The organism is Streptomyces sp. ADMS (assembly GCF_033441795.1).
GTDB lineage: Bacteria > Actinomycetota > Actinomycetes > Streptomycetales > Streptomycetaceae > Streptomyces.
On record NZ_JAVFVX010000005.1, the window covers coordinates 10,757 to 36,707 of the forward strand.

15 protein-coding genes are annotated in these 25,951 nt (G+C 70.9%); 4 read left to right on the top strand and 11 right to left on the bottom strand.

What is annotated here, in order from left to right; all coding sequences use genetic code 11:
- The first annotated feature begins 367 nt into the window (after nucleotides 1–367).
- Nucleotides 368–1,555, top strand: a complete 1,188-nt coding sequence (locus RB628_RS03305; protein ID WP_318318726.1) for a sulfotransferase — start codon at nucleotides 368–370, stop codon at nucleotides 1,553–1,555.
- Between the two features lie 41 nt (nucleotides 1,556–1,596).
- Here the strand turns inward: RB628_RS03305 and RB628_RS03310 are convergent, their stop codons facing one another.
- The 7 genes from RB628_RS03310 to RB628_RS03340 form a co-directional block, all read right to left on the bottom strand.
- The gene (locus tag RB628_RS03310; RefSeq protein ID WP_318318727.1) at nucleotides 1,597–2,316 is read right to left on the bottom strand and encodes a GH12 family glycosyl hydrolase domain-containing protein; all 720 of its coding nucleotides are present in this window, start codon (nucleotides 2,314–2,316) and stop codon (nucleotides 1,597–1,599) included.
- A gap of 88 nt (nucleotides 2,317–2,404) precedes the next feature.
- Nucleotides 2,405–5,056 carry a glycosyl hydrolase family 95 catalytic domain-containing protein gene (locus RB628_RS03315; RefSeq protein ID WP_318318728.1) on the bottom strand — a complete coding sequence of 884 codons (2,652 nt, stop codon included), beginning with the start codon at nucleotides 5,054–5,056 and terminating at the stop codon, nucleotides 2,405–2,407.
- Nucleotides 5,053–7,017 (bottom strand): beta-galactosidase, encoded by a 1,965-nt coding sequence (locus RB628_RS03320; RefSeq protein WP_318318729.1) that lies wholly within the window; start codon nucleotides 7,015–7,017, stop codon nucleotides 5,053–5,055. Before RB628_RS03320 ends, RB628_RS03315 begins: the two co-directional genes overlap by 4 nt.
- Complete coding sequence (locus tag RB628_RS03325) at nucleotides 7,017–9,254, bottom strand: 1,4-beta-glucanase (RefSeq protein WP_318318730.1); 2,238 nt, start codon at nucleotides 9,252–9,254, stop codon at nucleotides 7,017–7,019. Before RB628_RS03325 ends, RB628_RS03320 begins: the two co-directional genes overlap by 1 nt.
- Nucleotides 9,255–9,389: 135 nt before the next feature.
- Nucleotides 9,390–10,316, bottom strand: coding sequence for a carbohydrate ABC transporter permease (locus tag RB628_RS03330; RefSeq protein ID WP_318318731.1), 927 nt, complete (start codon nucleotides 10,314–10,316; stop codon nucleotides 9,390–9,392).
- Nucleotides 10,313–11,365 carry an ABC transporter permease gene (locus tag RB628_RS03335; protein WP_318318732.1) on the bottom strand — a complete coding sequence of 351 codons (1,053 nt, stop codon included), beginning with the start codon at nucleotides 11,363–11,365 and terminating at the stop codon, nucleotides 10,313–10,315. Before RB628_RS03335 ends, RB628_RS03330 begins: the two co-directional genes overlap by 4 nt.
- The gene (locus tag RB628_RS03340) at nucleotides 11,365–13,044 is read right to left on the bottom strand and encodes an extracellular solute-binding protein (RefSeq protein ID WP_318318733.1); all 1,680 of its coding nucleotides are present in this window, start codon (nucleotides 13,042–13,044) and stop codon (nucleotides 11,365–11,367) included. The genes RB628_RS03335 and RB628_RS03340 overlap by 1 nt, the downstream gene beginning before the upstream one ends.
- Before the next feature lie 362 nt (nucleotides 13,045–13,406).
- Between RB628_RS03340 and RB628_RS03345 the strand changes: the two genes are divergently transcribed.
- On the top strand, nucleotides 13,407–16,274 hold the full coding sequence (locus RB628_RS03345) for a glycoside hydrolase family 3 C-terminal domain-containing protein (RefSeq protein ID WP_318318734.1): 2,868 nt from the start codon (nucleotides 13,407–13,409) through the stop codon (nucleotides 16,272–16,274).
- A 304-nt stretch (nucleotides 16,275–16,578) separates the two neighbouring features.
- Here the strand turns inward: RB628_RS03345 and RB628_RS03350 are convergent, their stop codons facing one another.
- The 3 genes from RB628_RS03350 to RB628_RS03360 form a co-directional block, all read right to left on the bottom strand.
- Complete coding sequence (locus RB628_RS03350; protein ID WP_318318735.1) at nucleotides 16,579–18,033, bottom strand: aldehyde dehydrogenase family protein; 1,455 nt, start codon at nucleotides 18,031–18,033, stop codon at nucleotides 16,579–16,581.
- Between the two features lie 268 nt (nucleotides 18,034–18,301).
- A complete protein-coding gene (locus RB628_RS03355) occupies nucleotides 18,302–20,047 on the bottom strand; it encodes a PucR family transcriptional regulator (protein ID WP_318318736.1) in 1,746 nt (581 codons plus the stop codon).
- A gap of 115 nt (nucleotides 20,048–20,162) precedes the next feature.
- Nucleotides 20,163–22,556: an ATP/GTP-binding protein gene (locus RB628_RS03360; protein ID WP_318318737.1), complete on the bottom strand. Its 2,394-nt coding sequence runs from the start codon at nucleotides 22,554–22,556 to the stop codon at nucleotides 20,163–20,165.
- Between the two features lie 325 nt (nucleotides 22,557–22,881).
- Between RB628_RS03360 and gabT the strand changes: the two genes are divergently transcribed.
- Both gabT and RB628_RS03370 read left to right on the top strand, forming a co-directional pair.
- Nucleotides 22,882–24,216 (top strand): 4-aminobutyrate--2-oxoglutarate transaminase, encoded by a 1,335-nt coding sequence (gabT, locus tag RB628_RS03365; RefSeq protein ID WP_318318738.1) that lies wholly within the window; start codon nucleotides 22,882–22,884, stop codon nucleotides 24,214–24,216.
- 337 nt (nucleotides 24,217–24,553) lie between these two features.
- Nucleotides 24,554–25,225: a phosphatase PAP2 family protein gene (locus RB628_RS03370; RefSeq protein WP_318318739.1), complete on the top strand. Its 672-nt coding sequence runs from the start codon at nucleotides 24,554–24,556 to the stop codon at nucleotides 25,223–25,225.
- Between the two features lie 215 nt (nucleotides 25,226–25,440).
- On the opposite strand, the gene RB628_RS03375 is transcribed toward RB628_RS03370, so the two are convergent.
- On the bottom strand, nucleotides 25,441–25,893 hold the full coding sequence (locus RB628_RS03375) for a hypothetical protein (protein ID WP_318318740.1): 453 nt from the start codon (nucleotides 25,891–25,893) through the stop codon (nucleotides 25,441–25,443).
- Nucleotides 25,894–25,951: the final 58 nt, after the last annotated feature.

Below are 25,951 nucleotides of genomic sequence, written 5' to 3' on the forward strand. Positions count from 1 at the left end.
GCTCGGGGGCTCCCGACTCAGGGCCGGTCCAGGGCCGGCTCGCTGGCCAGCTCAAGGCCGGCTCAAGGGCCGGCTCAGGGACGGCTCGGGGGGCCGGCTCAGGGCCGGTCCAGGGGCCCCGCTCAGGGCCGGTTCGGGGGGCGGGTGCGGCTGTGTCGTGGCTTGTCTCGCCCATGCGGCGGAGCCGCACATGTCACAGCCCGGGGCGCGTCTGCTCGCGGACCCGGGCGGGTGCGATCGGCCCACGAGGGAGGGGCCGGCCGTCTGTTAATGCTGGGTTTCCTGCGAACTCCCGTGCAGCAAAGGGCAGTTGACTGGGTAGAGACCCAACCGTCCGCTGCCACGCACGTCGAAGGGTGTTCCGCCCGTGTCCACGACTCCGTTCGCTCTGCGGTTGGCCGACCTCCTGCTCCGGCCCGCCCACCGTTCCCGTCGCACGCCCGACCACGTCTTCGACCGGCTGGTCGCCGATGCCGGACAGGCGCCCGGGGACGAGGACTTCGTCGACGGCTTCCGTTCCCTGCTCTGCGACTGGGCCCGGGACGGGAACCTCACGCCGGTCGGCTGGATGTCCGCACAGGGCCATGTCCGCAGGCATCTCACCAACCGGGCCCGGGTTCTGCGGCTGATCGCCGAGCGGCCCGAGATCGCCCAGGAGCCCATCGAGAAACCGGTGTTCGTGGTGGGTCTGCCGCGCACCGCCACCACACTCACCCACGGTGTGCTGTCCCTCTCGGACGAGCACCGATGTCCCAGGTTGTGGGAACTGCTGACACCCGACCTGGACGGCACGCCCGAGCAGCGGCGGAAGGCCATCAGGGCAGCGCGCATGATGGTCGGCGGCATCAACCTGTTCTCCCCGCGCTACCGCGACATCCACCCCATGGCCGCCGAGGGCCCCGAGGAGTGCACCTTCGCCCTCCCGCACACGATCATGCCGCTGTCCCAGGCTCGTATTCCCGAGTACCGGGTGGCGCTCCAGAAACGGGACTTCGTCCCCGACTACGCGTACCTCAAACAGATCTACCAGGTGCTCCAGTACGGCCGCCCCCGCCGCCGCTGGGTCCTCAAGTCCCCTCTGCACACCGAGAACCTGGACGCGCTGCTCCGCGTCTTCCCGGACGCCACGATCGTGTGGACGCACCGCGATCCGGCCGCCGTGGTGGCCTCGTTCTGCAGCCTCATCGAGGCCGGCATGGCGATCACCCTGCGCCCCCTGGACCTGCCCGGCCTCGGCGCCACCTGGCTCGGACTCCTCAGCCGCTCCGTGAACCGCGGCCTCGTCGCCCGTGCCGCCGTCCCTCGCGAGTCCCTGGTGGACGTCCCGTACTCCTGGCTCGGGACCGATCCCGCGCCGGGCGCCCCGAAGCTCTACGACGCCGTCGGCGCCCGCTGGACCGATGCCGACGCCGCCCGGCTCCCCGCAGTCGCGGCCCGCCCCAAGGGCACCCGCCCCCACAGTTACGACCTGGCCCGGTACGGTCTGACCCGCGCCGACGTCGACTCGGCCTTCGCCGACTACAACGCACTGCGGGCCGAGGTCGACCGCGCCTGAACGGCACGACCGGCCCCGGCCCTTCAGCCTGTCCCGCTGTCTCAGCTGCTGCTGACGGTCAGGTTGTTGGTGGTGAAGTCCAGGCCGCCGGAGGACGAGGTGACCTCGTACCCGAACTGCACGTCACCGATGGTCTCGTTGCCGAACCAGCCCTTGGTGTCCTTGATCCACTTGAGGATCGGGAGGATGTTGACGGTGCCGGACGACGAGTTCGACGTGCGGATGAACGAGAAGACCTCGTTCGCTCCGTTGTCGCCCTTGTAGACGGTCCAGGTGTGGCCGCCCAGCGTCACGTTGCCCTGTGAGGTGCCGAGCGGGCCGACGGCTCCGGTCTTGTTGACCCAGAGCATGATCTCGTAGTCGTAGTCCGTGTCCCAGATGTCGTACGACGTGTTGTACGCGCCGGACGACGGGACGGTGACGTTGTAGCTGCTGGAGAGCGAGCCGAGCGAGGTGATCGTCTTGTTGATCACCTTTTTGGAGTTGGGGTACGACTTGATGCCGCCGGTGTTCGGGTGGTTGGCCCAGACCCCCCAGTTGGTACCGGAGTTGGCCCAGGTGCACTGGCTGCCGGCGCCGGAGCCCCAGATGTTGTTGTAGAGGGTGTAGCCGTTCAGCGAGGTGTTGCCCCACTGGTCGCAGGTGTTCCAGACAGCGGCCGAGGCGGGGGCGGACGCGAGACCGATGGTGGCGCCGAGCGCGAGAGCTGGGGCCAGCAGGACCTTGGTGATCCGGCTCAGCGTGCGGGTGCGTGTTGCCATGGGGGTTCCTTCCATGGGTGGGGGGGATGCGAGGGGATGAGAGTGGGGGGTTGTCTGCTGTTCTCTGCTGCGCTGTTCCTTGGTGCGGTTACCGCGGCCCCAGGTCGAGGACGCGGTCTTCTCCGGCGACGAGGTCGATCGTGCGTGCGCCGGAGGAAGTCCTGAGATCGATACGGCCACTGCGGGTGGGGCGTACGACGGCCCGGCCCCGCCCCGGCCCCCAGTCGAGGTCGACCTCCGCGCCGAACCGCGTTCGTACGCCCCGGAGTCGGCCGGTGGGGCAGGCCGCCGGGAGCGCGGGCAGGAGGACCAGTCGGCCGGGGGTCGACTGGATGAGTGCCTCGATCAGGACGGCGGGCAGGGCGTGGGCGGCGTCCGCGTTGTAGACGTCCCGCCGCGGGTAGTGCGCGCTCATCAGGGAGGCGTGGAAGAAGTCTCCGTCGAGCACCTGGCCGAGGGCGTGGGTGACCCGTTCGGCGTCGCGGAGGCGGGCCGCGATCAGCGCGTGGTGCAGGTGGCCGTGGGCCGAGTCGTTCTCGGCGCCCCGGAGCTGGAGGGCACGGTACGCGGCGCCGGCCAGGTCCGGGGTGTCGTACGGGTTGATCTCGTCGAGGGGCCAGACACCGTAGAGATGACTGAGGTGACGGTGGTCGTAGGAGTCGTCGAGGCCGGGCCGGGCCCATTCGGCGAGCGCGCCGTCGGCGTTGACGCGGTGCGGCGGGAGCCGGTCTGCCAGAGCCCGCCAACGGTCGGCGCGTTCGGGGTCCTCGGGGTGGTAGTCGGCGGCGGTGAGCAGGGCGTGCCGGGCCGCGGAGAGGTCCATGGCGGCGTTGAGGGTGCCCCAGCTCGCGTTGGCGGGACGGTTCTCGGGCGAGTAGGAGGGGACGACGACGAGGTGGCCGTCGGCGTCGGTACGGGTGAGGAAGTCCTCGTAGAACAGGGCGACTTCGGCGAGCAGGGCGGCTGTGCGCGGGTCGCGTACGCCCTCGGTTTCGTCGTGGTCGACGAGCGGCTTGAGCAGCCAGTCGGCGCCCGCCGTCCAGAGCTGGAGCGGGTACTCACGGGAGAAGTGGTACGTCAGTCCGGACTCGCCGTCGGTGTGTGCGGGGGCGACCACACCCCGGGTACCGAAGACCGCGCGGGCGTTCTCCCGCCAGTCGTCCGTCTGGCGGTGGATCAGGGAGGCTTGGGCCTCGGTGACTTCGGGGAGTGCGCCGGCCGCCGCCGATGCCGTCTGGAGGTTGAGGTTGGCGTCGGCGGTGAACGCTCCGGACCAGGCTGTGTTCCAGTCGCCGGTCCACAGGCCGACCAGGCGGGGCGGAAGCATTCCACTGGCGGAGAGCAGGTGGTAGCGGCCGGCGGCGAAGAGACGCTCCAGGAGGGCGGGGCTCTTCGGTCGGGCCAGCAACTCCGTTCCGGGAAGGGTGCGTTCGGCTTCGTCGGCGGCGAGGTCGAGGGTGACGCGCTCGTAGGCGGTGCGGTGGAGGGAGGCGTGGCGGGCGAGGAGACGGTCGTACATCCGGTCCCCCGGCCACGGCTCACCGTCCCCGTCCCCGCCCGGCAGCAGTTCACGCAGGGCGCGGGCGTGATCCGCCGTATCCAGTTCGCCGACGTGCCGGACGACGCGGGTCAGCAGCAGCACGGACTCCGCGCCCTCGACACGCACGCCGGGCGGGGTGAGGGTTGTCCCGCCGCCCATGGGCACGACGAGGGTCACCCCGGTGTACGCGCGGTCGCTGTCGGGGTAGCGGGCGCGGATGGTGAGCAGGGCGCCCTCGGGAGTGCGCACCACGCTCTGGCCGACGCCCAACTCCCCAGGGTAGCCCGGGAGTCGGTGGTCGAGATCGATGTCGAGGGTGAGACCGCGGCCGCCAGGACCGCCTGGGCTGCCGGTCCCGCCCGTGCCGCCCATGCCGCCAGGGCCGCCTGGGCTGCCGGTCCCGCCCGTACCACCGATGCCACCGATGCCACCGATGCCACCGATGCCACCGATGCCACCGATGCCACCAGTATCGCCAGTGCCGCCAGGCCCGCCGGTGACACCCGAGCCGCCAGAACCGCCTGGGCTGCCCATGCCACCCTTGCCACCCTTGCCACCGGTATCGCCAGTGCCGCCAGGCCCGCCGGTACCGCCGGTGACACCCGACCCGCCAGAACCGCCTGGGCTGCCCGTGCCGCCAGGGCCGCCTGGGCTGCCGGTCCCGCCCGTGACGCCAGGGCCGCCGGTGACGCCAGTGACGCCAGTGACGCCAGTGACGCCGGTGACGCCGGTGACGCCGGTGACGTACTGGACGATGACGTCGTCCGCGCGGGACACGAAGACCCGGCTGCGCCACCCCGCGCACGCGGCCTCGGCCACCCCGCTGGTGAAGTCGACGGACCGCCGGTAGTCGGGCCGCTCCCCCGCGGACGCTCCGCCACGCAGCCGCACCTGGAACGCCGGATGGAAGGGCTGCACCCACTGCAGCTCCCGCCCGTCGGTGAAGCTCTCGGCGGCCGTGGCCTCCCCGGCGAGCAACCGGTCCTGGAGCGCGCCCAGTTGGCCCGCCAGTTGCGGTGGCCGTGCGTGCTCGCTGCCGTTCGGGCGTACGAGGGTGTGGTGTGTGACGACGACGCGGTCGCTCTCCGGGTCGCCGAACACCAGGGCGCCATGGCTCCCGTTGCCGCTGAGGTAGCCGTCCTCCCAACGGGCGGCGGGGCATGGTTCCCAGGTTCCGTGGACGGGTCCGCCGGTGGTCATGGCTTGAGCACCGCCACTCCGTACCGGCCCAGCGAGACCGCGTCGATGACGATGTCCCCGGTGAGCAGGTCCCGGTGGACACCGGGTACTTGGACGGTCACCGGGTCGGACCCGTGGTTGAGCACAAAGAGCAGCTCACCGCGCCGGACCGCCTCGACCCCGGCGGGCAGTCCGTCCAGCACCGGTCGTACGCCCGCGTCGGCGCCGATCCGGGCCAGGAGGTCCCGCAGAGCGTCGGGCTCGGGGAGCGTGGAGACGTACCAGGCGCGCCCCTTGCGCAGCACCGCCGGCAGCCCGTCGAGTTCGCCGCCCTTGTACGCAGTGACCTCGTCGGCGTCGTCGGCCTCCAGCTCCTCGGACCACAAGTGCCCCCGGAAGCCGTCCACTTCGACGGTGTCGCCCGCGTCCAGCGGCCACCACTCGTGCAGGGTGCGCACTCCGAGGAGTTCGCGCAGTCGGGCATCCATGCCGCCGGGCCGTACCCGGTCGTCCTCGTCGGCGACTCCGGTCAGGAATCCGCAGACGAGGGTGCCGCCGCCGCGTACGTACGCCAGGAGGTTGTCGATCGCCGCGTCCGTGAGCAGGTACAACTGCGGTACGACGACGAGCCGGTAGGCCGACAGGTCGTGCTCTGGGTGGGCGAAGTCCGTCGCGAGGTGCGCTTCCCACAGGGCCCGGTGCCAGGCCCGTACGACCTGCGGGTAGTCCGCCTCCGAGGAGAGCCGCCCCTCCTGGGCGCCGCCCCACCAGGCATGCCAGTCGTGCAGGACGGCGATGTCGTTGGCGGTATGACTGTCCGTCACCTCGGCACTGATGGTCGCGAGTTCGGCCCCGAGTTGCCTGACCTCCTGGAAGGTGCGGCCGTGTTCGCCGGCGTGGCTGACCATGCCGGAGTGGAACTTCTCGGCGCCCTGCCGGGACTGGCGCCACTGGAAGTAGCAGACGGCGTCGGCGCCGCGCGCCACCGCCTGGAGCGACCAGAGGCGGTTGAGGCCACGCGGCTTGGGGTGGTTGACGCCCCGCCAGTTGACCGGACCGGCCGCCTGCTCCATCAGCATCCACGGACCGCGCGCCTGCGAACGCGTCATGTCCTGGACGAGCGCGCCCTGTTGGGCGCCGAACGGGTCACGTGGATCGGGGTAGAGGTCGACGGAGACGACGTCCTCCTCCTGGACCCAGCGCCAGGCGTCCTGTCCCACCCACATCGGCATGAAGTTGGTGGTGACCGGGAGGTGCGGGGTGTGGCGGCGGACGATGTCGCGCTCCGCGAGGTAGCACTCCAGGAGCGCGTCGGACGTGAAGCGTTTGAAGTCGAGCACCTGGGTCGGGTTCCGCATGTAGTGCGGGAGACGCGGCGGCAGGATCTCGTACCAGTCGCCGTACCCCTGGCTCCAGAAGGCCGTACCCCAGGCTTCGTTGAGGGCGTCCAGGGTGGCGTACCTGTCCTGGAGCCAGCGGCGGAAGGCGGCGGCGGACTCGTCGCCCCAGTCGTAGGTGCAGTACTCGTTGTTGATGTGCCACATGGTGAGGGCGGGGTGGCCGCCGTAACGGGCGGCCAGGTCCTCGGTGATGGCGGCGGCGTAGCGGCGGTAGACCGCGCTGGAGTGCGCGAAGTGCTGGCGCCCGCCCCACCACTCGATCCGCCCGTCCTCGGCGACGGGCAGGGTCTCCGGGTGCAGCCGGCCCATCCAGGGCGGCGGCGAGGAGGTGGGCGTGGCGAGGACGACGCCGATGCCGTTGTCGTGCATCAGGTCCATCAGCCGGTCCAGCCAGCCGAACTCCCTTGTCCCGGGCCGGGGTTCGAGCTTCGCCCAGGAGAAGACGCCGAGCGTGACGGAGTTGACGCCGGCGTCCTTCATCAGCCGGACGTCCTCGTGCCAGGTCTCCTCGGGCCACTGCTCGGGGTTGTAGTCACCGCCGAAGAGGATGCGCCCCTGGGTGGCATCCCTGAGCCCCGGCATCAGACGGGGTCCCCGTACTGGATGCCCCGCCCGTTGGTGGCGAGGTAGACGCGGCCGTGGATCCGCGGGTCGCCGGTGATCGCCGCGCCGATCCACCCCCACTGGTGGGCGTCGTCGTTGATCCGTGTCCAGGTCTTCGCCTCGTCGTCGGAGCGGTAGACGGCGGTGATGGTCTCGGTGGAACCGACCAGGTAGACCGCCGGGTAGGCGGCGCCCTCGGCTGCCCGGCCGAATCCGAGCGTGTACGACGCCCAGCAGCTGGCGACCTTGGCGAAGGTGGCACCCCCGTCGGTGGACCGGTAGAGCCCGTTCCACTTGACGCTCAGCCACAGGTCACCGGAGCGTCCGGGTGCCGCGGCCAGCTCGAACTGACTGTCTCCGGAGGGCAGCCCGCTCGCCCGGGCGGTGAACGTGAGGCCACTGTCGCTACTGGCGTACAGCGTTCCCGCATCGGTGTCGTACGCGTAGAAGCGCGTCGGGTCGGCCGGGTCGGCGACCGGCGTGGCGCCCTTCGGAACGGAGGAGATCTCGGACCAGGTCGTGCCGTTGTCCGTGGAGCGGTGGGCCGGGTACTTCGTGCCGTCCCAGTGCACGAAGGTCCACAGCAGCACGCTGCCGTCGGCGTTGGTGGCGATCGGCCCCGGTGCGTCCTTGGCGATGTCGGGCTGGGCGGCGAAGGGTGCCCAGCTCCGCCCGCCGTCGTTCGAGAAGGCCCCGTTGCCGTTGTCACCCCACCCTGACCGGACGACGTACGACGGCTTGGCCGCGGCCTGGGCGAGTCCCGTCGCCGATCCGAACACGGGGTTGGTCGCCATGCCGCGCGATGGGGACGCCGTGAGCCGCTCGTGGTACATCACGCCGATGTCCCCGAGTCCGCTGAGCAGGTGCGCCTCCCCGACCGGGGGCGAGATCAGCTGGCGCACGGACGTCTCCTCCAGGCCGCGGATCTGCGGGGCCCAGTTCTTGAGGTCGCGGGTGCCGTAGAGGGTCGCGCCGGTCCCGTACACGATGTGCCGGGAGTCGTACGGGTCGAGGGCGAGTGCCTGGATCCACCAGCCGAACTTCGGCTTGTCGTTGCCCCACTTGAGGAAGGGGGTCTCGGACACGTCGAACACGGCGCTGTCCTTGAGGGACGTCCACGTACGGCCGCCGTTGGTGGAGCGGAACACCGTGTCGATCTCGGCCCAGCGGTTGTTGGTGGAGACGACGAGGGTGCCGGCCCGGCAGGCGTCGACGGCGACTCCGCCGTAGGCGAAGTTGTCGGCGGAGCCGTCGGCGGTGGTCCCGCCCGGCTCGACCGGGGTCACGTCCGTCCAACCGCCGTTCGTGGTGCGCAGCTTGTGCACGCTGCCGTCCGACTGGCCGTTGGGTCCTGGCGCGTTGCCGTACGTCACGTACAGGTCGCGGGTGTGCCTGTCGTAGGCGGCGCGGATCGGGACCTTGGCGGAGGTGGCGCCGACGGGCTGGCCCGGTACGGCTTCCCAGGTCGTGCCGTCGGAGGTGCGGTACAGGTTGGCCGTACCGGCGGTTCCGTTGCCGTCGCCGTCGCCCCACCCGGCGTAGACGGTTCGGCCGGCCGCGACCAGGAAGGTGACGCCCTGGCCGGTCGCGCTCGGGGTGGCCGGGAAGGTGCTCGCGACTGCCCAGGTGGCGCCCCGGTCGGTGGACCTGAGGAGCCCGTCGTGCCGGGTTCCCAGCCACAGGGTGTCGCTGTCGCGCGGGTCGACGAGCAGCCGCTCGCCGGCGCCCCGCCCGTCCTCGTTGGCCCCGAGCTTCACGGTCAGGTCGGTGCGGGTCCAGGTCGCGCCCCGGTCCTCGGACCGCAGGACGGCACCGTTCCCGGCCCACGACTGGGCGTAGGTGCCGAGGGAGAGGTACACGCGGTTGGGGTGCGCGGGGTCGACGGCGATCGCCTCCACCCCGAGGAGGTTCCAGTCGTCCCACCCGAGGTGATCGGTGAGCGCGGTCCAGCGCGCGGCGCGCTCGTCCCACCGGTAGGCGCCGCCGATGTCGGTACGGGCGTAGGCGAGACCTCGAACGGAAGGGTGGAACAGCACCCCGGTGACGAACCCGGTGCCGCCGATGACGGCGGTGCGCCAGCGATAGGCGGGCGGCGCGGCCGCGGCCGCGGCGGGGGCCGCCTGGGCCGCCGTACCGGGCAGGGACACGGCGGAAACTGCGGCAACGGCGGCGCTCGCAGCAAGAACGGCACGTCTACTCGGACGGGACGAAGACATGACTTACCTCGATCTGGAAGAAAGGGGGGGGAGGAATGGCGCCCTGAAGGGGCGCGGGGAACTGCGCGATCAACCACAACGGCCCCGCGGTCGCCAACGGACCGCAAGAGGCACCTCATTTCGCGAACCTGGACGTCAGCCCTTGACCGCGCCGGTCAACATGCCCTTCTTGAAGTGCCTCTGGACGAACGGCGATGCCACCGCGACAGGGATCAACGCAAGGACCATCACGGCCATCTGCAACCCCAGCGCCGACAACTGCCCCGTACGGACCGCCTGCTGAAGCCCCGTGGGCGCCGCGGTGTTCTTCTGTACCAGCTGGATGAGCACGTTCTGCAGCGGCATCATCTCCTGGTCACTGAGATAGATGGACGCGTTGAACCAGGCACTCCAGTACCCGACCGCGTAGAACAGGGAGATCACGGCCAGCACCGCCCGGGACAGCGGCATGATGATGGTCAGCAGGATCCGTAGATCCCCCGCCCCGTCGATCCGCGCGGACTCGGTGAGCTCGGGCGAGATCCCCATGAAGAACGCCCGCAGGACGAGAATGTTGAAGACGCTGACCGCACTGGGCAGGACCAGCGACAGATAGGTGTCGGTGAGCCCCAGCGACTGCACCAGGAGGTACGTCGGGATGAGGCCGGCCCCGAAGAACATGGTCGCCATCATGGTGAGCAGGAAGAACCGGTGCCCCAGACTGCCCGGCCGGGACAGCCCGTAGGCCGCGAGCACCGACACCGTCATCGAGAACAGCGTGCCGAGGAGCGTGACACCGACCGAGATCGTGATCGCCCGGCTGACCTGCCCGCCGCTGAGCAACTCCGTGTAGTTGACGAAGGTGATGCCCTGGGGGATCACGACGAGACCGCCGACCCGGTCGATCACCGGCTTCGGGGAGAGGCTGGTGACGATCACGATCCACAGCGGGCCGAGCACCCCCAGACAACAGAGTGCGAGGAAGCTGCTCTTGGCGGTGAGCCCGGCCTTGCTGGGCTGCTCCTCCCACGCAGGGCGGGCGGGGGCTTTGAGGCTGCGGACGAGCTGCGTGTTGAGGCTCACTTCTTGTACACCCCCTGCTCGCCGAGCAGGTGCGCGAACTTGTTCGCGCCCAGGACGAGACACACTCCGATGGCTCCCTTGACGAGGCCGACCGCGGCCGCGTAGCTGAAGTCGCCGTTCTGGATACCCATGTTCCACACGTACGTGTCGAGGACCTCGCTGGCCCCCACGCCGACCGCGTCCCGCTGAAGCAGGAACTGCTCGAATCCCACACTCAGCGCGTCGCCCACCCGCAGGACCAGCAGCAGCGCGATCACCGGGCGCAGCGCGGGCAGCGTCACGTGCCACATACGGCGCCAGCGCCCCGCGCCGTCCATGGCGGCGGCCTCGTACAGATCGGTGCTGACGGCGGCCAGCGCGGCGAGGAAGACGATGATCCCCCAGCCGGCGTCCTTCCAGACGGCCTGTGCGGTGACCAGGTACTTGAAGAGGTCCGCGTTGGTCATCAGGTCGAAGCCGCTCCACCCGTGGTCCTCGAGTGTCTGGGCGATGATGCCCGCGCCTCCGAAGATCTGCTGGAAGACGGTGACCACGAGGACCCACGAGAAGAAGTGCGGCAGATACATGATTGCCTGCGCCACGGCCCGGACCCGTGGCCTGATCACGCTGTTGATGAGCAGCGCGAGAGCGATCGGGATCGGGAAGAACAGCACCAGTTGGAGCGCGAACAGGAGGATGGTGTTCTTCGCGGCGCTCCAGAAGAGCGGGTCGTCGACCATCCGCGAGAACTGCTCCACACCGACCCAGGGACTGTGGAAGATCGCCGTGACGCCGTTGCTGGAGACGTACGGGTCGTAGTCCTGGAAGGCGACGACGTTGCCGAGCAACGGGACGTAGTTGAAGATCAGCAGCAGCACGATGACGGGCAGTGTCATCAGGATGAGCGCGCGGTCGCGGCGGAGTCGGATCCGCCAGGGGACCTTGCCCGCCCCGTCCGCCTTGCGCGGTACCCGCTCTCTCACCACAACCGTGGCGACCGCGGCCACCGGTTCCTCGACGGCCGTGGGGGGACGAGTCCCGTCGGCCCTGCTCCCGGCCGTGAGAGACATCAGTTGCCGCTGCCGTTCTTGTCGATGAGCTGCTGGTACCAGTCGCGCAGCTGGTCGCCGCCGGAGGACTTCCAGGTGGAGACTGCGGCCTGTACGTCCGACAGCTTGCGGTTGCCCCGTACGTAGTCGATCTCCAGCTGCTCGAACTGGCTGTTGAGGTTCGCGTAGCGGGTCGGCTCGACGATGTTCATGCCGTAGGTGGACGTCTTCTTCATGAAGGCGCCCATCCGCTGCTGCCACTCGACCTGCTTGCGAGCGACGTCCGGGAAGTCGGGGTGGGCGTAGTAGGGAGCCGGCGCGGCCAGCATCACCCAGGCGTTGATCACCTCGGAGTTGCCCTGGTCGTTCTTGACCGGGACACCGTCCTTGACCGTGTAGTGGGTGCCCTCGACGCCGTAGTCGACGAGCATCCGTTCCTTGGTGCCGTAGGGCGCGGCCGCGAAGTCGGCGGCGGCCAGCGCGTTCTCGATCGTCGCCTTCGAGGCGCCCTTGCGGATCAGCGACCAGATGCCGGCCGGCTGGGCCGCCCACAGCGTCGGGTTGCCGCCGTCCGCGCCGAAGATGTCCATGCCCTCGATGACGAAATCCGGGTTGGACTGGGCCTGTTCGGCGGTCTTCCCGTACCAGGTGGACATGTCCTGGTTGTAGACCAGGGTCTGTCCGGCGGTGAACCGCTGGCCCGCGTCGCCCGAGCGTGCCTTGTCGTCGGGATGCACTACGCCCGCGTCGAACAGCTTGCGGGTCCACTCCAGGGCCTCGAGGTATTCGGGCTGCTCGACGCGGTACGTCAGCTTGCCGTCGGAACCGACGCTCCAGCCGAGCGTCCCGGAGGGGCGGACACCGAAGATGTTCCACGCGGTCCAGTTCATGTCGCCGCAGGCCCACACCTTGGCCTTGGCGCTGGTGACCTCCTTGGCCCAGCTGAGGAACTCGTCGGGCGACGTGGGAACGGAGTAGCCCTTCTCGTCGAAGATGTCCTTGCGGTAGTAGGGCACGATGAAGGACGCAGAGGCGGCCGGCATCGGGATACCGCGCAGCGCGCCGCCGAAGATGCCCATGCGCCAGGCGTCGGAGGGGATCGCGGCGAGGTTCGGGTACTTCTTGACCTTGTCGCCCGCCAGGTAGGGGCCGAGGTCCATGAACTTCGCGGTGACGGCGTTCGCGATCTTGCCGACCAGCTCCCAGCCGGGCACGACCACCATGTCGGGGATGGAGCTGGAGGCGAGGACTGCGCCCAGCTTCTGGCCGTAGGTGTTGCCGTCCTGGTTCTGCCAGGTGACCTTGGTGCCCGCTGCGGCGTCGAGTGCCTTGTAGTAGGCGCAGTCGGCCTTCGGCGGGGAGCCCCAGAACGGGGACATGATCTTGAAGGGGGCACTGGTGCCGAGCTTGTCCGGGACCGAGGTGGTGAGGGCGGCGAGGTCGACCCTGCCGGTGTAACCGGCGGACGAACCGTTCTTCGACGGAAGGTCCGGCCTGGCGACCGTGCTCGCGACGAACGTCGGGAGCAGCTTGTCCGCGGCCTTGCCCGAGGTGGTCCCGTCGCGCGATCCGCTGTCCGAACCGCCGCAGGCGGAGAGCAGCGGCATCCCGCCCGCCACGGCGGCGGTGGCGACCGCCGTCGAGGCGAGGAAGCTTCTCCGGCTTGGTCCGGAGGAAGCGGAAGCGGCGTTCGGCGTCATTGCGTCAACCCTTCATGGCGCACCAGGACACCCGGCGGTGGAGCCGTCGGCTGCGGTGTCTTGAGTGGAACTCGCTGAGCTGAAGCGGTCCTCCGACTCGTGCAACGGCAATCCATAGTCGAAGCGCTTCGATGTTGCTGCGAGGTTAAGTGAACACCTGAGGGTGCACAAGGGTCGGTCCCAAGATTCCTCCGAGGTACGGAGCCCTGCACAACGGCCCGAACCGCCCCCGTACACCGCTTGACATCACGGGCAGGAAACAGAGTTGTTGCGCCTGGGTCTCTTGACACCCACCCCCACGTCGAATGAGCATCGAAGCGCTTCGAATGTGCCTCGCCGCTCCATCGCAAAGGGAACCCCACGTGACCGCACAAACGCCGCCTTCGCCGCCATTCCGCGATCCGCAGCTGCCGATCGCGAAGCGCATCGACGATCTGCTGTCGCGCCTCACCCTCGACGAACGGGTCGCGTTCCTGCACCAGTTCGCACCCGCCGTCGAGCGCCTCGGCGTCGCCGCCTTCCGTACCGGCCAGGAGGCGCTGCACGGGGTGGCGTGGATGGGTCCGGCGACCGTCTTCCCACAGGCGGTCGGTCTCGGCGCGACCTGGAACGAGGAGCTCGTGCACCGCGTCGGCGACGCGGTGTCCAAGGAGGTCCGCGCGATGCGGGCCCGCGACGACCGCGTCGGCCTCAACGTCTGGGCGCCCACGGTCAATCTGCTGCGCCACCCCCTGTGGGGCCGCAACGAGGAGGGCTACTCGGAGGATCCGAAGCTGACCTCGGCGATCGCCACCGCCTACACCCGTGGCCTGCGCGGCGACCACCCCGCGTACTGGCGCACGGCCCCCGTCCTCAAGCACTGGCTGGCCCACAACAACGAGACCGGAAGGGACATCACGTCCTCCTCGGTCCGCCCGCGCGTCCTGCACGAGTACGATCTGCGCGCCTTCCGCGAGACTGTCGAGGCGGGCGCGGTGGCCGGGGTGATGCCCGCGTACAACCTGGTCAACGGCCGCCCCAACCACGTCTCGCCGCATCTGCGCGAGCATCTGCGCGCCTGGACGGACGAGGACCTGCTCGTCTGCTCGGACGCCGCCGCGCCCTCCAACCTGGTCGACTCGGAGCACTACTTCGACACCCACGAGGAGGCGACGGCCGCCGCGCTGATCGCCGGCGTGGACAGCTTCACCGACCACGGCACGGACAGTTCGAAGATCATCGCGCGCGTTCAAGGCGCCCTGTCCCAGGGCCTGTTGACGGAGGAGGACATCGACAGGGCGGTCCGCCGTCAGCTCTCGGTCCGTTTCCGCCTCGGCGAGTTCGACCCGCAGTACGACCCTTACGCCAACACCAAGGACTTCGACACGCCGGCCCACCGCGCCCTCGCCCAGGAGGCGGCGGAACAGGCGGTCGTCCTGCTGAAGAACGACAGCCACACCCTTCCCCTGCCCCCCGGCACCAGGGTGGCGGTCGTCGGTCTGCTCGCCGACGAGTGCAAGGCCGACTGGTACAGCGGCACCCTCATCCACCGCTCGACGCCGCTGGAGGCCCTGTACGAGCGCTTCGGCGCCGAGCACGTCGAGTTCGCCGAGGGCGTGGACCGCGTACGCCTGCGGACGTCGGCGGGTACGTTCCTGCACGTGCCGCCCGCCGAGGACGCGCCCGACGTCGCCCGGGGCGCCGAGGGCGCGCTGGACCCGGCCCTCCTCGCGGGCCGCACCGACCTGCCCGCACTCACGGCCGACGCCGACGGCACCGACTTCGCGCTGATCGACTGGGGCGAGGGGGTCCTGACGCTGCGGGCGCCCGACGGCCGCTATCTGTCGGTCGCGGAGGACGGTTACGTACGGGCGTCCGCGGACCAGCCCGGAGGCTGGGTCGTCCAGGAGACGTTCCGCCTGGAGCCCCACAGGGCGCAGGGGTCCCATGAAAACCATCACCTCCTCAGGCACGTCGGTACGGGTCGCCACGTCTCCGTCGCCGCCGACGGCGTAAAGGTTGCCGACGAGAAGGAGACTCCTCCGGAGATCTTCGAACTGATCGTCGCCGAACGCGGTGAGGAATCGGTGAAGAGAGTGGCCGCCCGGGCTGACGTGGTCGTGGTGGTCGCGGGCAACGACCCGCACATCAACGGCCGCGAGACCGAGGACCGCACGACGCTGCGCCTCCCCGCCCACCAGCAGCGCCTGCTGACGGCGGCCCACGCGGCGAATCCCCGAACCGTCCTGGCCCTGGTATCGGCGTACCCGTACGCGGTCGACGTCGCGGACCTCCCGGCGGCCCTGTGGACCGCGCACGGCGGCCAGGCGGCGGGCACGGCGCTGGCCCGCGTCCTGGCGGGCGACGTCTCACCGGCGGGACGCCTCCCGCAGACCTGGTACGCCGACGACGCAGACCTCCCCGGCCTGCTGGACTACGACATCATCGGCTCCCGGCAGACGTACCTCTACTTCGAGGGCACGCCTCTGTTCCCCTTCGGCCACGGCCTGTCGTACGCGTCGTTCGCGTACGGCGACCTGACGGCCGAGACGGAGGACGACGAGACGCTGCGGGTGTCGTTCACAGTGACCAACACCGGGGACGTCACGGCGGACGAGGTGGCACAGCTGTACACGAGGGCGCCGGACTCGCCGGTCACCCGCCCGCGCAGAGAACTGGTGGCCCACCGCCGCATCACCCTGTCCCCGGGGGAATCGACCACGGTCTCCTTCGAACTCCCGCTCAGCTGCCTGGAGTTCTGGGACGTGGCGACCGGCGGCCGACGCCTCGCGCCGGGCGGGTACGAGCTTTTGGCGGGCGCGTCGAGCGAGGACATCCGCGCACGTACGACGGTCACGGTGACCGGCACCCCGTCGACACCGCGCCCGGTACGCCAACTCGGCCTGGGCGCAGCCGACTTCGACGAGCAGAGCGGTGGCGAGATCGTCGACCGTACGAAGATGTCGGGCGACGCGGTGACACCGGCGGCCGGCGGCGAGGCCGAACTCCTCTACCGGGACTGCGACTTCGGGGCAGGGGTCACGGAGGTCACGGTCACGGTGGCGGGCGAGGGGGTGGTGGAGGTCGTACTGGACGGCGCAGACAGGGCGGCCGTACTGACGCCGACGCCGACCCCGGGCCCGTACGACTACACGACAGTCCGGGCCACACTCGCCGTCGACGGTGTGCGCGACGTACGTCTCAGGCTGCGCGGCCCGTTGCGGCTGGCGCACGTCGGCTTCTCCGGCTAGGGCCTGTCCGGCGGATCAGGCTGGAGGAAAGCAGCGGCGCCTCATGAGCGCACGTGAGCGGGGCGTGGTGCGTGCGGCTGCAAGGCGGAGGAGGGAGTCGACGCGGAGCGTCGGCGAGGGACGACAACGCCGCAGATGTGCGCACCACGCCCCGCACCTCCGGCATGATCGGCCGGGCAGGCCCTGGGGTCCGGAGCGGTCGGCACATGGAAGGGGTCCGGCACCGGAAGGCATCGGTGCCGGACCCTTTCGTGACGGCGCGTTCGCGTCATCGGCGAGTGTACGTGAAAACGGTTCCCATTAGCTAGAGGGTGAGACCCGTCAGGACGAGGACGCGCTCGTACGTGTAGTCGTCCATCGCGAACCGGACGCCCTCGCGGCCGACGCCGGACTGCTTGGCGCCGCCGTACGGCATCTGGTCGGCGCGGTAGGACGGCACGTCGCCGATGACGACACCGCCGACCTCCAGGGCGCGGTGCGCCCGGAAGGCGGCCTGGAGGTCATGGGTGAACACGCCTGCCTGGAGGCCGTACTTGGAGTCGTTGGCAGCCGCGAAGGCCGCGGCCTCGCCGTCCACCTTCTGCACGGTGAGGACCGGCCCGAACACCTCCTCGCAGGAGATCGTGACATCGGCGGGCACGTCGGTGAGGACGGTCGGCGCGTAGGAGGCACCGTCACGCTTGCCGCCGGCGAGCAGAGCAGCCCCCGCCCGGACAGCCTCGTCCACCCACGCCTCGACCCGCTTGGCGGCATCCTCGCTGACCAGCGGCCCGACGTCGGTGGCACTGTCGGCCGGGTCACCGGTCACCTGGGCCTCGACGGCGGCGACGATACGGGGCAGCAGCCGGTCGTACACGGAGGCGTCCGCGATGACCCGCTGCACGGAGATGCAGGACTGACCGCCCTGGTAGTTGGAGAACGTGGCGATGCGGGTCGCCGCCCAGTCGAGGTCGGCGTCGGACGCGTAGTCGCCGAGGACGACCGCCGCGCCGTTGCCGCCGAGTTCGAGGGTGCAGTGCTTGCGGGGCACGGAATCCATGATCGCGTAGCCGACCTTCTCCGACCCGGTGAACGAGATCACGGGCAGGCGAGGGTCCTGCACGAGGGCGGGCATGCGGTCGTTGGCGACCGGGAGGATGCTCCAGGAACCGGCGGGCAGGTCGGTCTCGGCGAGGAGTTCGCCGATGACCAGGCCGGAGAGGGGCGTGGCCGGGGCCGGCTTCAGGATGATGGGGGCGCCCGCTGCGATCGCCGGGGCGATCTTGTGGGCGCAGAGGTTGAGGGGGAAGTTGAAGGGCGCGATGCCGAGGACGACGCCCTTGGGGAAGCGCCGGGTGAGGGCGAGCCGGCCCTGACCGCCGAGGTCGGTGTCGAGGCGCTGCGCCTCGCCGCCGTTGAATCGCCGGGCCTCCTCGGCGGCGAACCGGAACACGGAGACGGCTCGGCCGACCTCGCCGCGGGCCCACTTGATCGGCTTGCCGTTCTCCGCGGAGATGAGCTGCGCGATCTCTTCCGTGCGCTCGACGAGACGCCGGCTGACGTGGTCGAGGGCGGCGGCGCGGAGGTGGGCCGGGGCGGCGGCGAACTCGTCGCGGACGGCGTGGGCGGCGGCGACGGCTTCCTCGACCTGGGCCTCGGTCGGCACACCGACCTTGCCGACGAGGCGTCCGTCCCAGGGGGAGGTGACGTCGAAGGTGGTCTCGCCGGTGGTCTGGCGGCCGGCGAGCCAGAAGGCGTGGGTGACGGGCGTGGAGGTCATGGATACACGGTAGGGCGGGGAAGGTGGGGGGTTGTTTGTCCGGGGTGGAGTGGTGGGCGGCGAGGGTGGGACGGTTTGGCGTGGTAGGGGGTCACTCTCAGCCCGTCCGGCGATTGAGGACAAGCGCCTTCAGCGCGCCGGGCGTCTGGGGGCGCAGCCTCCAGGAACGGGATGGGACGGGACGGGCAGGGGCGGCGGGGACGAAGAAGACCCGCACCACCTCCACCGAACCCCCGCCTCACTCCCCCACCGCCGCCGAACCCCCGCCCTACTCCCCCACCGCCGCCGTGGTCTTCAACGCCAGCCACAGCTCCATCCGCACATCCGGATCATCCAGCGACCGCCCCAGAATCTCCTCGACCCGCCGCATCCGGTACCGCAGCGTGTGCCGGTGCACACCAAGATCCGCCGCAGCCGCGTCCCACTGCCCGTGCCGGGACAGCCACGCCCGCAGCGACGCCACCAGGTCACCCCGCCCCGTCGCGTCATGTTCGTACAGCGGACGCAGCAACCCGTCCGCGAACGCCCGCACCGCGTCGTCCGCGAGCAACGGCACCACGGACCCCGCGGCCAGCTGCTCGTGCCCGACCAGCACCCGCCCCCGCCGCCGGGCCACCGACAACGCCTGCTCGGCCTGCTTGTACGCGGCCGCCGCGGCGATGGGACCGGCCGGCCCCGACATCCCGACCACGAGCCCGTCCTCGTCACCAGAGGCAGAGGCGGAAGCAGAAGAACCAAGGGAGGCAGGCGAAGCGGCGGCAGAAGTGGCCGGAGCATCAGCCCCCCGCCCCCGCACCTCGGCCCGCGCCTGCTCCAGCGCCGCCGCGAACTCCTCGCAGGCCCCCACCGCCGCACCTCCGTCCACCGCGAGCACGACCAACCGCTCCCGCTCCGGCACCACCAGCACCGCTTCCCCCGCCCGCGCGGCGGCAGCCTCCAGGCACTCGGCGAGCCCACCCAGCGGATCGCCGGTCGTGTCGGCGGCGACCAGAGCACCGGCCGTAGGCCATCTCACAGCCCCGCCCCCGACCTCCCGCACAGCCCCCACCGGAGCGGACGCCGACTCGGCGACGACGATCCGGAAGGGCGCGTCGAGCAGTTCGCCGTACAGGCCCCCGGCAACGGCACGCGCATGGTCGGGTTCGCCGGCCAGCAGCATGCGCAGTACGGCGGCGCCGATGCGCTGCTCGGCGGCCTGGAGGGAACGGGACCGCTCAGTGGTGAGGGTCAGCAGGGCGATGGCCGAGTGAAGGGCGTACCGCTCCGCCGTACCCAACGCGGCAGCCGTCCCCACCGCCAGCGCGGCGCGCGGCCGCCGCCCCGTGCCGAGGGAGTGCAGCTCGACCCGGTCCCGCTCCACGTCGTCGTCTCCGCCGCCCGCACCCACCACGGCGCTCGCCGGCGCCGGCCGCTCCCGCAGCAGTTCCACGTCCGCCGTGAGCCGCGCCGCCCGCCGACCGGCCCACTCGGGCGCGGTGGCGACGACGGCGCCGGAGGCGTCGTACAGCGCGGCCCAGCCGTCGACCTGCGAGGCGAGCGCGGCGAGCAGGCCCTCCGGGCCATCGCTCAGCGCCTGCCGGGTCAGTTCACGCTGCGCCGCGAATCCGGCAGTCACCGCCCGGTACTGATCGGCCGCGATGGCTGCCGACACCGCTTTGCTGATGGCGAGGAAGGGCGTGCGGCGCGGGACTTCGAGGAGCGGTAGCCCCTCGTGCTCCGCCGCCTCGACGAGTGCCTCGGGGATGTCCGCGTAGTTGACCCCGACGGCGAAGCCGAGTCCGGCCACGCCCGCCCCGGCCAGCCGCTTCACATAGCGCCTCATGGCCTCGGGGTCCTCGGCGTCCAGCGTGAGCGCGGTGATCAGAAGCAGCTCCCCGCCCTCCATGTACGGAACGGGGTCGGCCAGTTCGCTGGCGTGCGCCCAGCGCACGGGTACGTCCAGGCGGTCCCCTCCCGCCCGCACGGTCAGCTTGAGCGCGGAGTGGTGGACGAGCGAGGCGAGCGTCGGGGGCATGAGGCCTTCAGGTCTGTGTGATCTCCGTGAACTTTTGGCCGCCGCGTATGAACGACCTGTGCCGATTCTGCCTCACCGTACGTACCGCGTGCTTCGTACGAACAACCAACGCTGCTCAGCCCCGCAGATTCACCAACAGTGGAGGCGCGTGCTCACCCTCCACCGTGGTCAGGGAAAGGACCGCGTGCCCCGGCGGCACCTCGTGCGCCAGTTCGGACGCCGACCAGCGCTCCCGTTCGACCGTACGTACGGTCACGGCATCGGTCGTGACGGCCTTGCCGGTGACCAGTTTGCGCAGGGCGTGGATGGCGCGGGTCATCGGCTGGTCGGCGAAGACGGTGTGCTTGGCCACGTCCCGTGTCTCCACCCAGGCCGTGCCCCAGGCCTGGGCGAACCGGCTGCCGTCCCAGGTCGTCACGCCGGAGAACGCCATGCGGCAGCCGACGGCGCCGTACAGCGGCCCGTGCAGCGCCTCCGGGACGTCGCCGATCGTCCGCAGGGCGAGGACGACGCCCGCGTTCTGGGAGCGCATCCGCTGGATACGGCGTACCGACCCGGCGGTGACCGTCCCGGTGGCGTCGTCGAGGACCAGGCACGCGAAGTGAGGGCGCCGTCCGTCGCGTACGACGGCGCTGAACTGGGCGAGGACGAGCCGCGTGATCAGCCGGGCGGCTTCCTCGTGACCGTGCTCGGGCAGGTCGACGCGGACCCGCAGCGGATGCTGGGTGAGAGAACGCAACGAGAAGGGACGGGCAGCACCGCCCCCGCCGAAGAACCCGTCGAAGACCGGCCGGTTGAGCAACGAGAGCCGGTCGGCGACGACCCGGCCGACGTCCGCCGGGCTCGCCGCCTGCCGGATGCGTACGTCGAGTTCGCGCCGCATGACGGTGGACTCGTCCCCCGCCAGGGCGTCCCGCAGGGCGGACAGCGCGGCCGGGTCGCTCTCCAGCAGCTCACGCAGCACCGGCAGGGCGGGGAAGCGGCCGTACGCCGCCCGGTAGGGGCCGAGCACCTGGGCGAGCGCGGTGGCGGCACTCTCGGTGCCGACGGTGTCGAGGTCGCCCACCAGTGCCTCGGCGAGGAAGGCGGCCGCCTCGTCGGGGTCGTCGGAGTCGGCGTACGGGTCGAGGTCGTGGACGGAGTCACGGTCTCCGATCCGCACGACCACGTCGAACGCCGAGTCGGCGGCGACCGGCGTCCCCGGCGCGGAGACCGCGGCGAAGGCGCACTGCCCGGTGAGCGCCCGCAGGGCCAGCGACTCGGTCACCGGTTCGATGAGATGCCGGGTCTTGCCCGCCCCGGACGGTCCGACCGCGAGCAGCGAAGTGCCCAGCACTTCGGGCCCGAGCGCCGCACCGGCACCGTGATAGGCGAGCGGGGCCCGCTCGGCCGCCACCCACCGCCCGATGCGGACCTGCCCCGCGGCCAGATCGTGGTGCGCCGTGCGCCGGGACAGGTCCCGGGCTCCGGAGGGGTGGGCCCAGGCCGCCGCGCCCTGCCGCAGGACGGTGTCCCGGAAGGCCGCGAGCAGCCCGTCCCGCCTGGCGAGCGCCCACGCGTGCTCGACGCGGGCGCAGTCGACGTCGTTCATACGACCGCCGGTCACCTCCGCGGTGAGCAGTTCGGCGGCCTCGTACTGACCGGCCTCCCGGAGGTCGGGCCAGTGCGCACGAGGCCGGTCGGCGGGAGCGGGCCCCGTGGGACCGGCGGCGGCCCTGCGGGCGGCGAGGCGCTCCTTCGCGTACGCCAGCCAGCCACCGATCCGGGCGAACGGCCACACGACGAGCAGGGTGATGACGGTGTAGAGGCCGACCGTGAAGACAGTCGACCCGAACACATCGAACCCTCCGGAGATCAACGCGACGAGGGCGACGACCGCGTCGACGATCGGCAGGGCGTCCCAGCCGACGCCGGGAAAAGCGTCAGGGAACACGAAACCGAGCGTGACGAGAGCCCCGAGTACCGCGAGCAGCGCCCGCGCGGGCTGAGGCCGGCGCCCAACGAAATGCCGGGCGATGTCGGGCCAACTACCAAGCCGCCCCATGCCGTACAGAAGGGCAAGAAAGAAGACACCGTTGAAGACGAGGACGGCCGCGCTGCCCTCCCACCCCTTGGGCGCGACGGTGCCGCCCCACCACCAGTCCTCCGGCGTGAACACCTTCAGCAGCACCCACTGGTACGGCATCGCGCCCCGCAGCCACACCGACCACAGAACCAGCCCCACAACGAGCGGCACCAGCAGCCCGACGACGGTGACCGGAGAGAGACGTTCCGCGGCCTGCGCCCCCTTGGGCACCCGGTACCCGTACCGCCAGATCCCGGGCCTGGCGTCGGGCCGCGGTTCATCGAGCCACTCGGCGACAGACCCAACGGCAGGCCCCCCCTGCTCGACGGGCCTCGGAGCCCGCCCCGGCCGAGGCGGCACGGAGGGCACGTCCGGCGGCCCCGCCGGACGTGGCACAGGATTCGCATGCGTACCCCGCGCGTCCGGCGTCCCGTCGCTGTCCATCGCCTTGCCCCCTGACCAGCCTGACCAGCCGTTCCGTCCACCATCAGTCAACAGACGTCAATCTAACGCCCCCACAAGGGGAGTTCACCGCTTACAGGGCCGACCGCGCAGAGCGAACCCTCCTGCGCACCCACTCATTGAGGCCCGCCGCGAGGGCATTCCCCTGTCCACCAAGGACAACGACACACCCCCACCACTCCCAAACGGTGCATGCCCGCCCCCACCCCCCAGGCCTAGCCTGCGAAGAGAGCCGCGGCGAAGTCCCGCGTCAGCCCACGTCAGAACCACGTCACCCTCGCGTCCGTCACGCCCCCAGGAGCCCCTCATGACCTCCCTCCCCCAGGAGCGCCGCGTAGTCACCGCAATCCCCGGCCCGAAGTCGCAGGAGCTCCAGGCCCGACGTCTCGCCGCCGTCGCGGCCGGGGTCGGCTCGGTGCTGCCCGTCTTCGCGGCGCGTGCGGGCGGCGGGATCATCGAGGACGTCGACGGGAACCGGCTGATCGACTTCGGGTCCGGCATCGCCGTCACCTCCGTCGGCGCCAGCGCCGAGGCTGTCGTGCGCCGTGCCTCCGCCCAGCTCGCCGACTTCACGCACACCTGTTTCATGGTCACGCCGTACGAGGGGTACGTCGAGGTCGCCGAGGCGCTCGCCGAGCTGACGCCGGGCGATCACGCCAAGAAGAGCGCCCTCTTCAACAGTGGCGCCGAGGCCGTCGAGAACGCGGTGAAGATCGCGCGGGCGTACACCAAGCGACAGGCCGTCGTCGTGTTCGACCACGGGTACCACGGGCGGACGAACCTCACCATGGCCCTCACCGCCAAGAACATGCCGTACAAGCACGGCTTCGGGCCGTTCGCGCCCGAGGTGTACCGCGTGCCGGTCGCCTACGGCTACCGCTGGCCCACCGGCCCCGAGAACGCCGGCCCCGAAGCCGCCGCCCAGGCGATCGACCAGATCAGCAAGCAGGTCGGGGCGGAGAACGTCGCCGCGATCATCATCGAACCGGTGCTCGGCGAGGGCGGTTTCATCGAGCCCGCCAAGGGGTTCCTGCCGGCCGTTCGCCAGTTCGCCGCCGACAACGGCATCGTCTTTGTCGCCGATGAGATCCAGTCGGGATTCTGCCGGACCGGGCAGTGGTTCGCGTGCGAGGACGAGGGCATCGTGCCCGATCTGATCACCACCGCCAAGGGGATCGCGGGCGGGCTGCCGCTCGCCGCCGTCACCGGGCGCGCGGAGATCATGGACGCCGCGCACGCGGGCGGCCTGGGCGGCACCTACGGCGGCAACCCGGTCGCCTGCGCGGGCGCGCTCGGCTCGATCGAGACGATGAAGGAGCTCGACCTCAACGCCAGGGCGAAGCACATCGAGGCCGTCATGAAGGCACGGCTGACCGCCATGGCCGAGAAGTACGACGTCATCGGTGACATCCGCGGCCGGGGCGCGATGATCGCCATCGAGCTGGTCAAGGACCGCACCACCAAGGAACCCCACCCGGAGGCGGCCGCCGCGCTCGCCAGGGCCTGCCACCAGGAGGGTCTGGTGGTCCTTACCTGTGGCACCTACGGCAACGTCCTCCGCTTCCTGCCCCCGCTCGTGATCGGCGGGGACCTCCTCGACGAGGGCCTCGACATCATCGAGCAGGCCTTCACCAGCGTCTGACGTCCCGACGGCTCCCGCCGCCCGTCCGCACCACTCGTCCTACCGGCCGACCGGCCCGGATTCCGCTTGTTTCCGGGCCCGCGCGGGCACCGTCAGAGCGTGTGAAGAAGGTGTGCGAGGTGGATGGCGGGATGTCATTCTGTCTGTCCGAGACCCATCCCCTGACGTAGGTTCTATCCAGATGAGAGATACACCCCGCCCGCAGGAAACTGCGGGCGGCGCCTGGTCGGGGCCTCCCCAGCTTCGATCCGGTCGTGCCCTCGCGCACACAACCGGAGCTTCCGGCTCCGGGTCTCCTCACCGATCGGACAGTCGCCCGCCCCAAACCCCCCGGGGCGTGCGACGACCCGATCTGATCGTCCGCCCTGGAGCTACCCCCCCTGTTCCAGGGCGGACGACCTCTCGGCATCTCCTCACCCTGCTGACCCTCGCGGTCATCCTCTTCGCGCTGATCACCTGGCAGGTCGCCGCCCACGGCCCCCTCGCCCGCGCGGACGAACGCCTCAGCGACTCACTGGTCCACCCGGCACGCGGCTGGGAACTCCTCGCCGACCTCGGCAACATCACGGTCGCCGTTCCCGTCCTTCTCGTCGTCCTGGTGTACGCCGGTCTGCGCGCGCGTCGCGCGGGTACGGAGCGCTGGTGGCGGGAACCGGCCGGCGCGGGCGTGCTGATGGCGGCCGTACCGGCGATCGTCGTACCGCTGAAGGAGCTCGTCGCCCGGTCCGGGCCACCCGTCATGGGCCCCGGCACCGGCTTCTACCCCTCCGGGCACACAGCGACGGCCGTCGTGGCCTACGGCTCGGCCACGCTGCTCCTGCTGCCGTGGCTGCGCCGCACGTACGCCCGTCGGCTCGTCCTGACCGGCTGTCTCGCCCTCAACGCCGCTGTCGCCGTCGGGCTGGTCGTCCGTGGATTCCACTGGCCACTGGACGTCGTGGCGAGCTGGTTCCTGTGCACGGCGCTGCTGATCCTGCTGCGGCTCCTCGTCCGCAGGCCCTCACCCTGATCCCCCCGGAGTCAGGCCGGACGTCCACAGCCGGACGTCCACAGGACGACCGTCGCCACGGCGGCTCCCGCCGTCGTCAACCACCGGGCTGTACGCACCTGTCGGCTTGGCGGCCCACCTGCGCCCCCCCATGCCCACCGTTCGCGTCGGCCGCACGGACGGCCGACGAGAGCGTGGTCACGCGGGAATCGTGAGAACCGCGAGGGTCCCGGACATCACCTGTTTTCGTCGGTCGCCAGACCCGCCGCCGCCTCGTGCATGGCCAGTTCGAGGAGTGCCGGGTCGGTGAGGGTGCCCGAGCCGTCCGGCGGGATCAGCCAGCGGATGCCTCCGGTCGCGCGGCCCGGGTACGGGACGACGATCCACGTGCCGCGTCCCGCCGTACGCACCCCCGTGCCCAGCCACCGGGCGGCGGTGCCCGGTGGCACGAAGAACCCCGTCCGGGAGTCGCCGAAGTCGACGAGTACCGGGCCGGGTTGGTCGATGACACGGGTGAGGACGTCGAGGGTGGGGTAGCCGAGTTCGCCCGGCAGGATCAGTACGTCCCAGGCCCTGCCGGCGGGCAGCAGCGCGATCCCCAGGGGATTGCGCTCCCATTCCCAGCGGCAGGCCGTGGGATCCGGAGCAACGGACGCCAGCCACTCGACCGCCGTTTTCGCCCCTGTCATGAGGGGACCTCCCTTTCTCGTGTGAACGCTGGTCGCGTCACGAGAGAGAGCGAGGTTT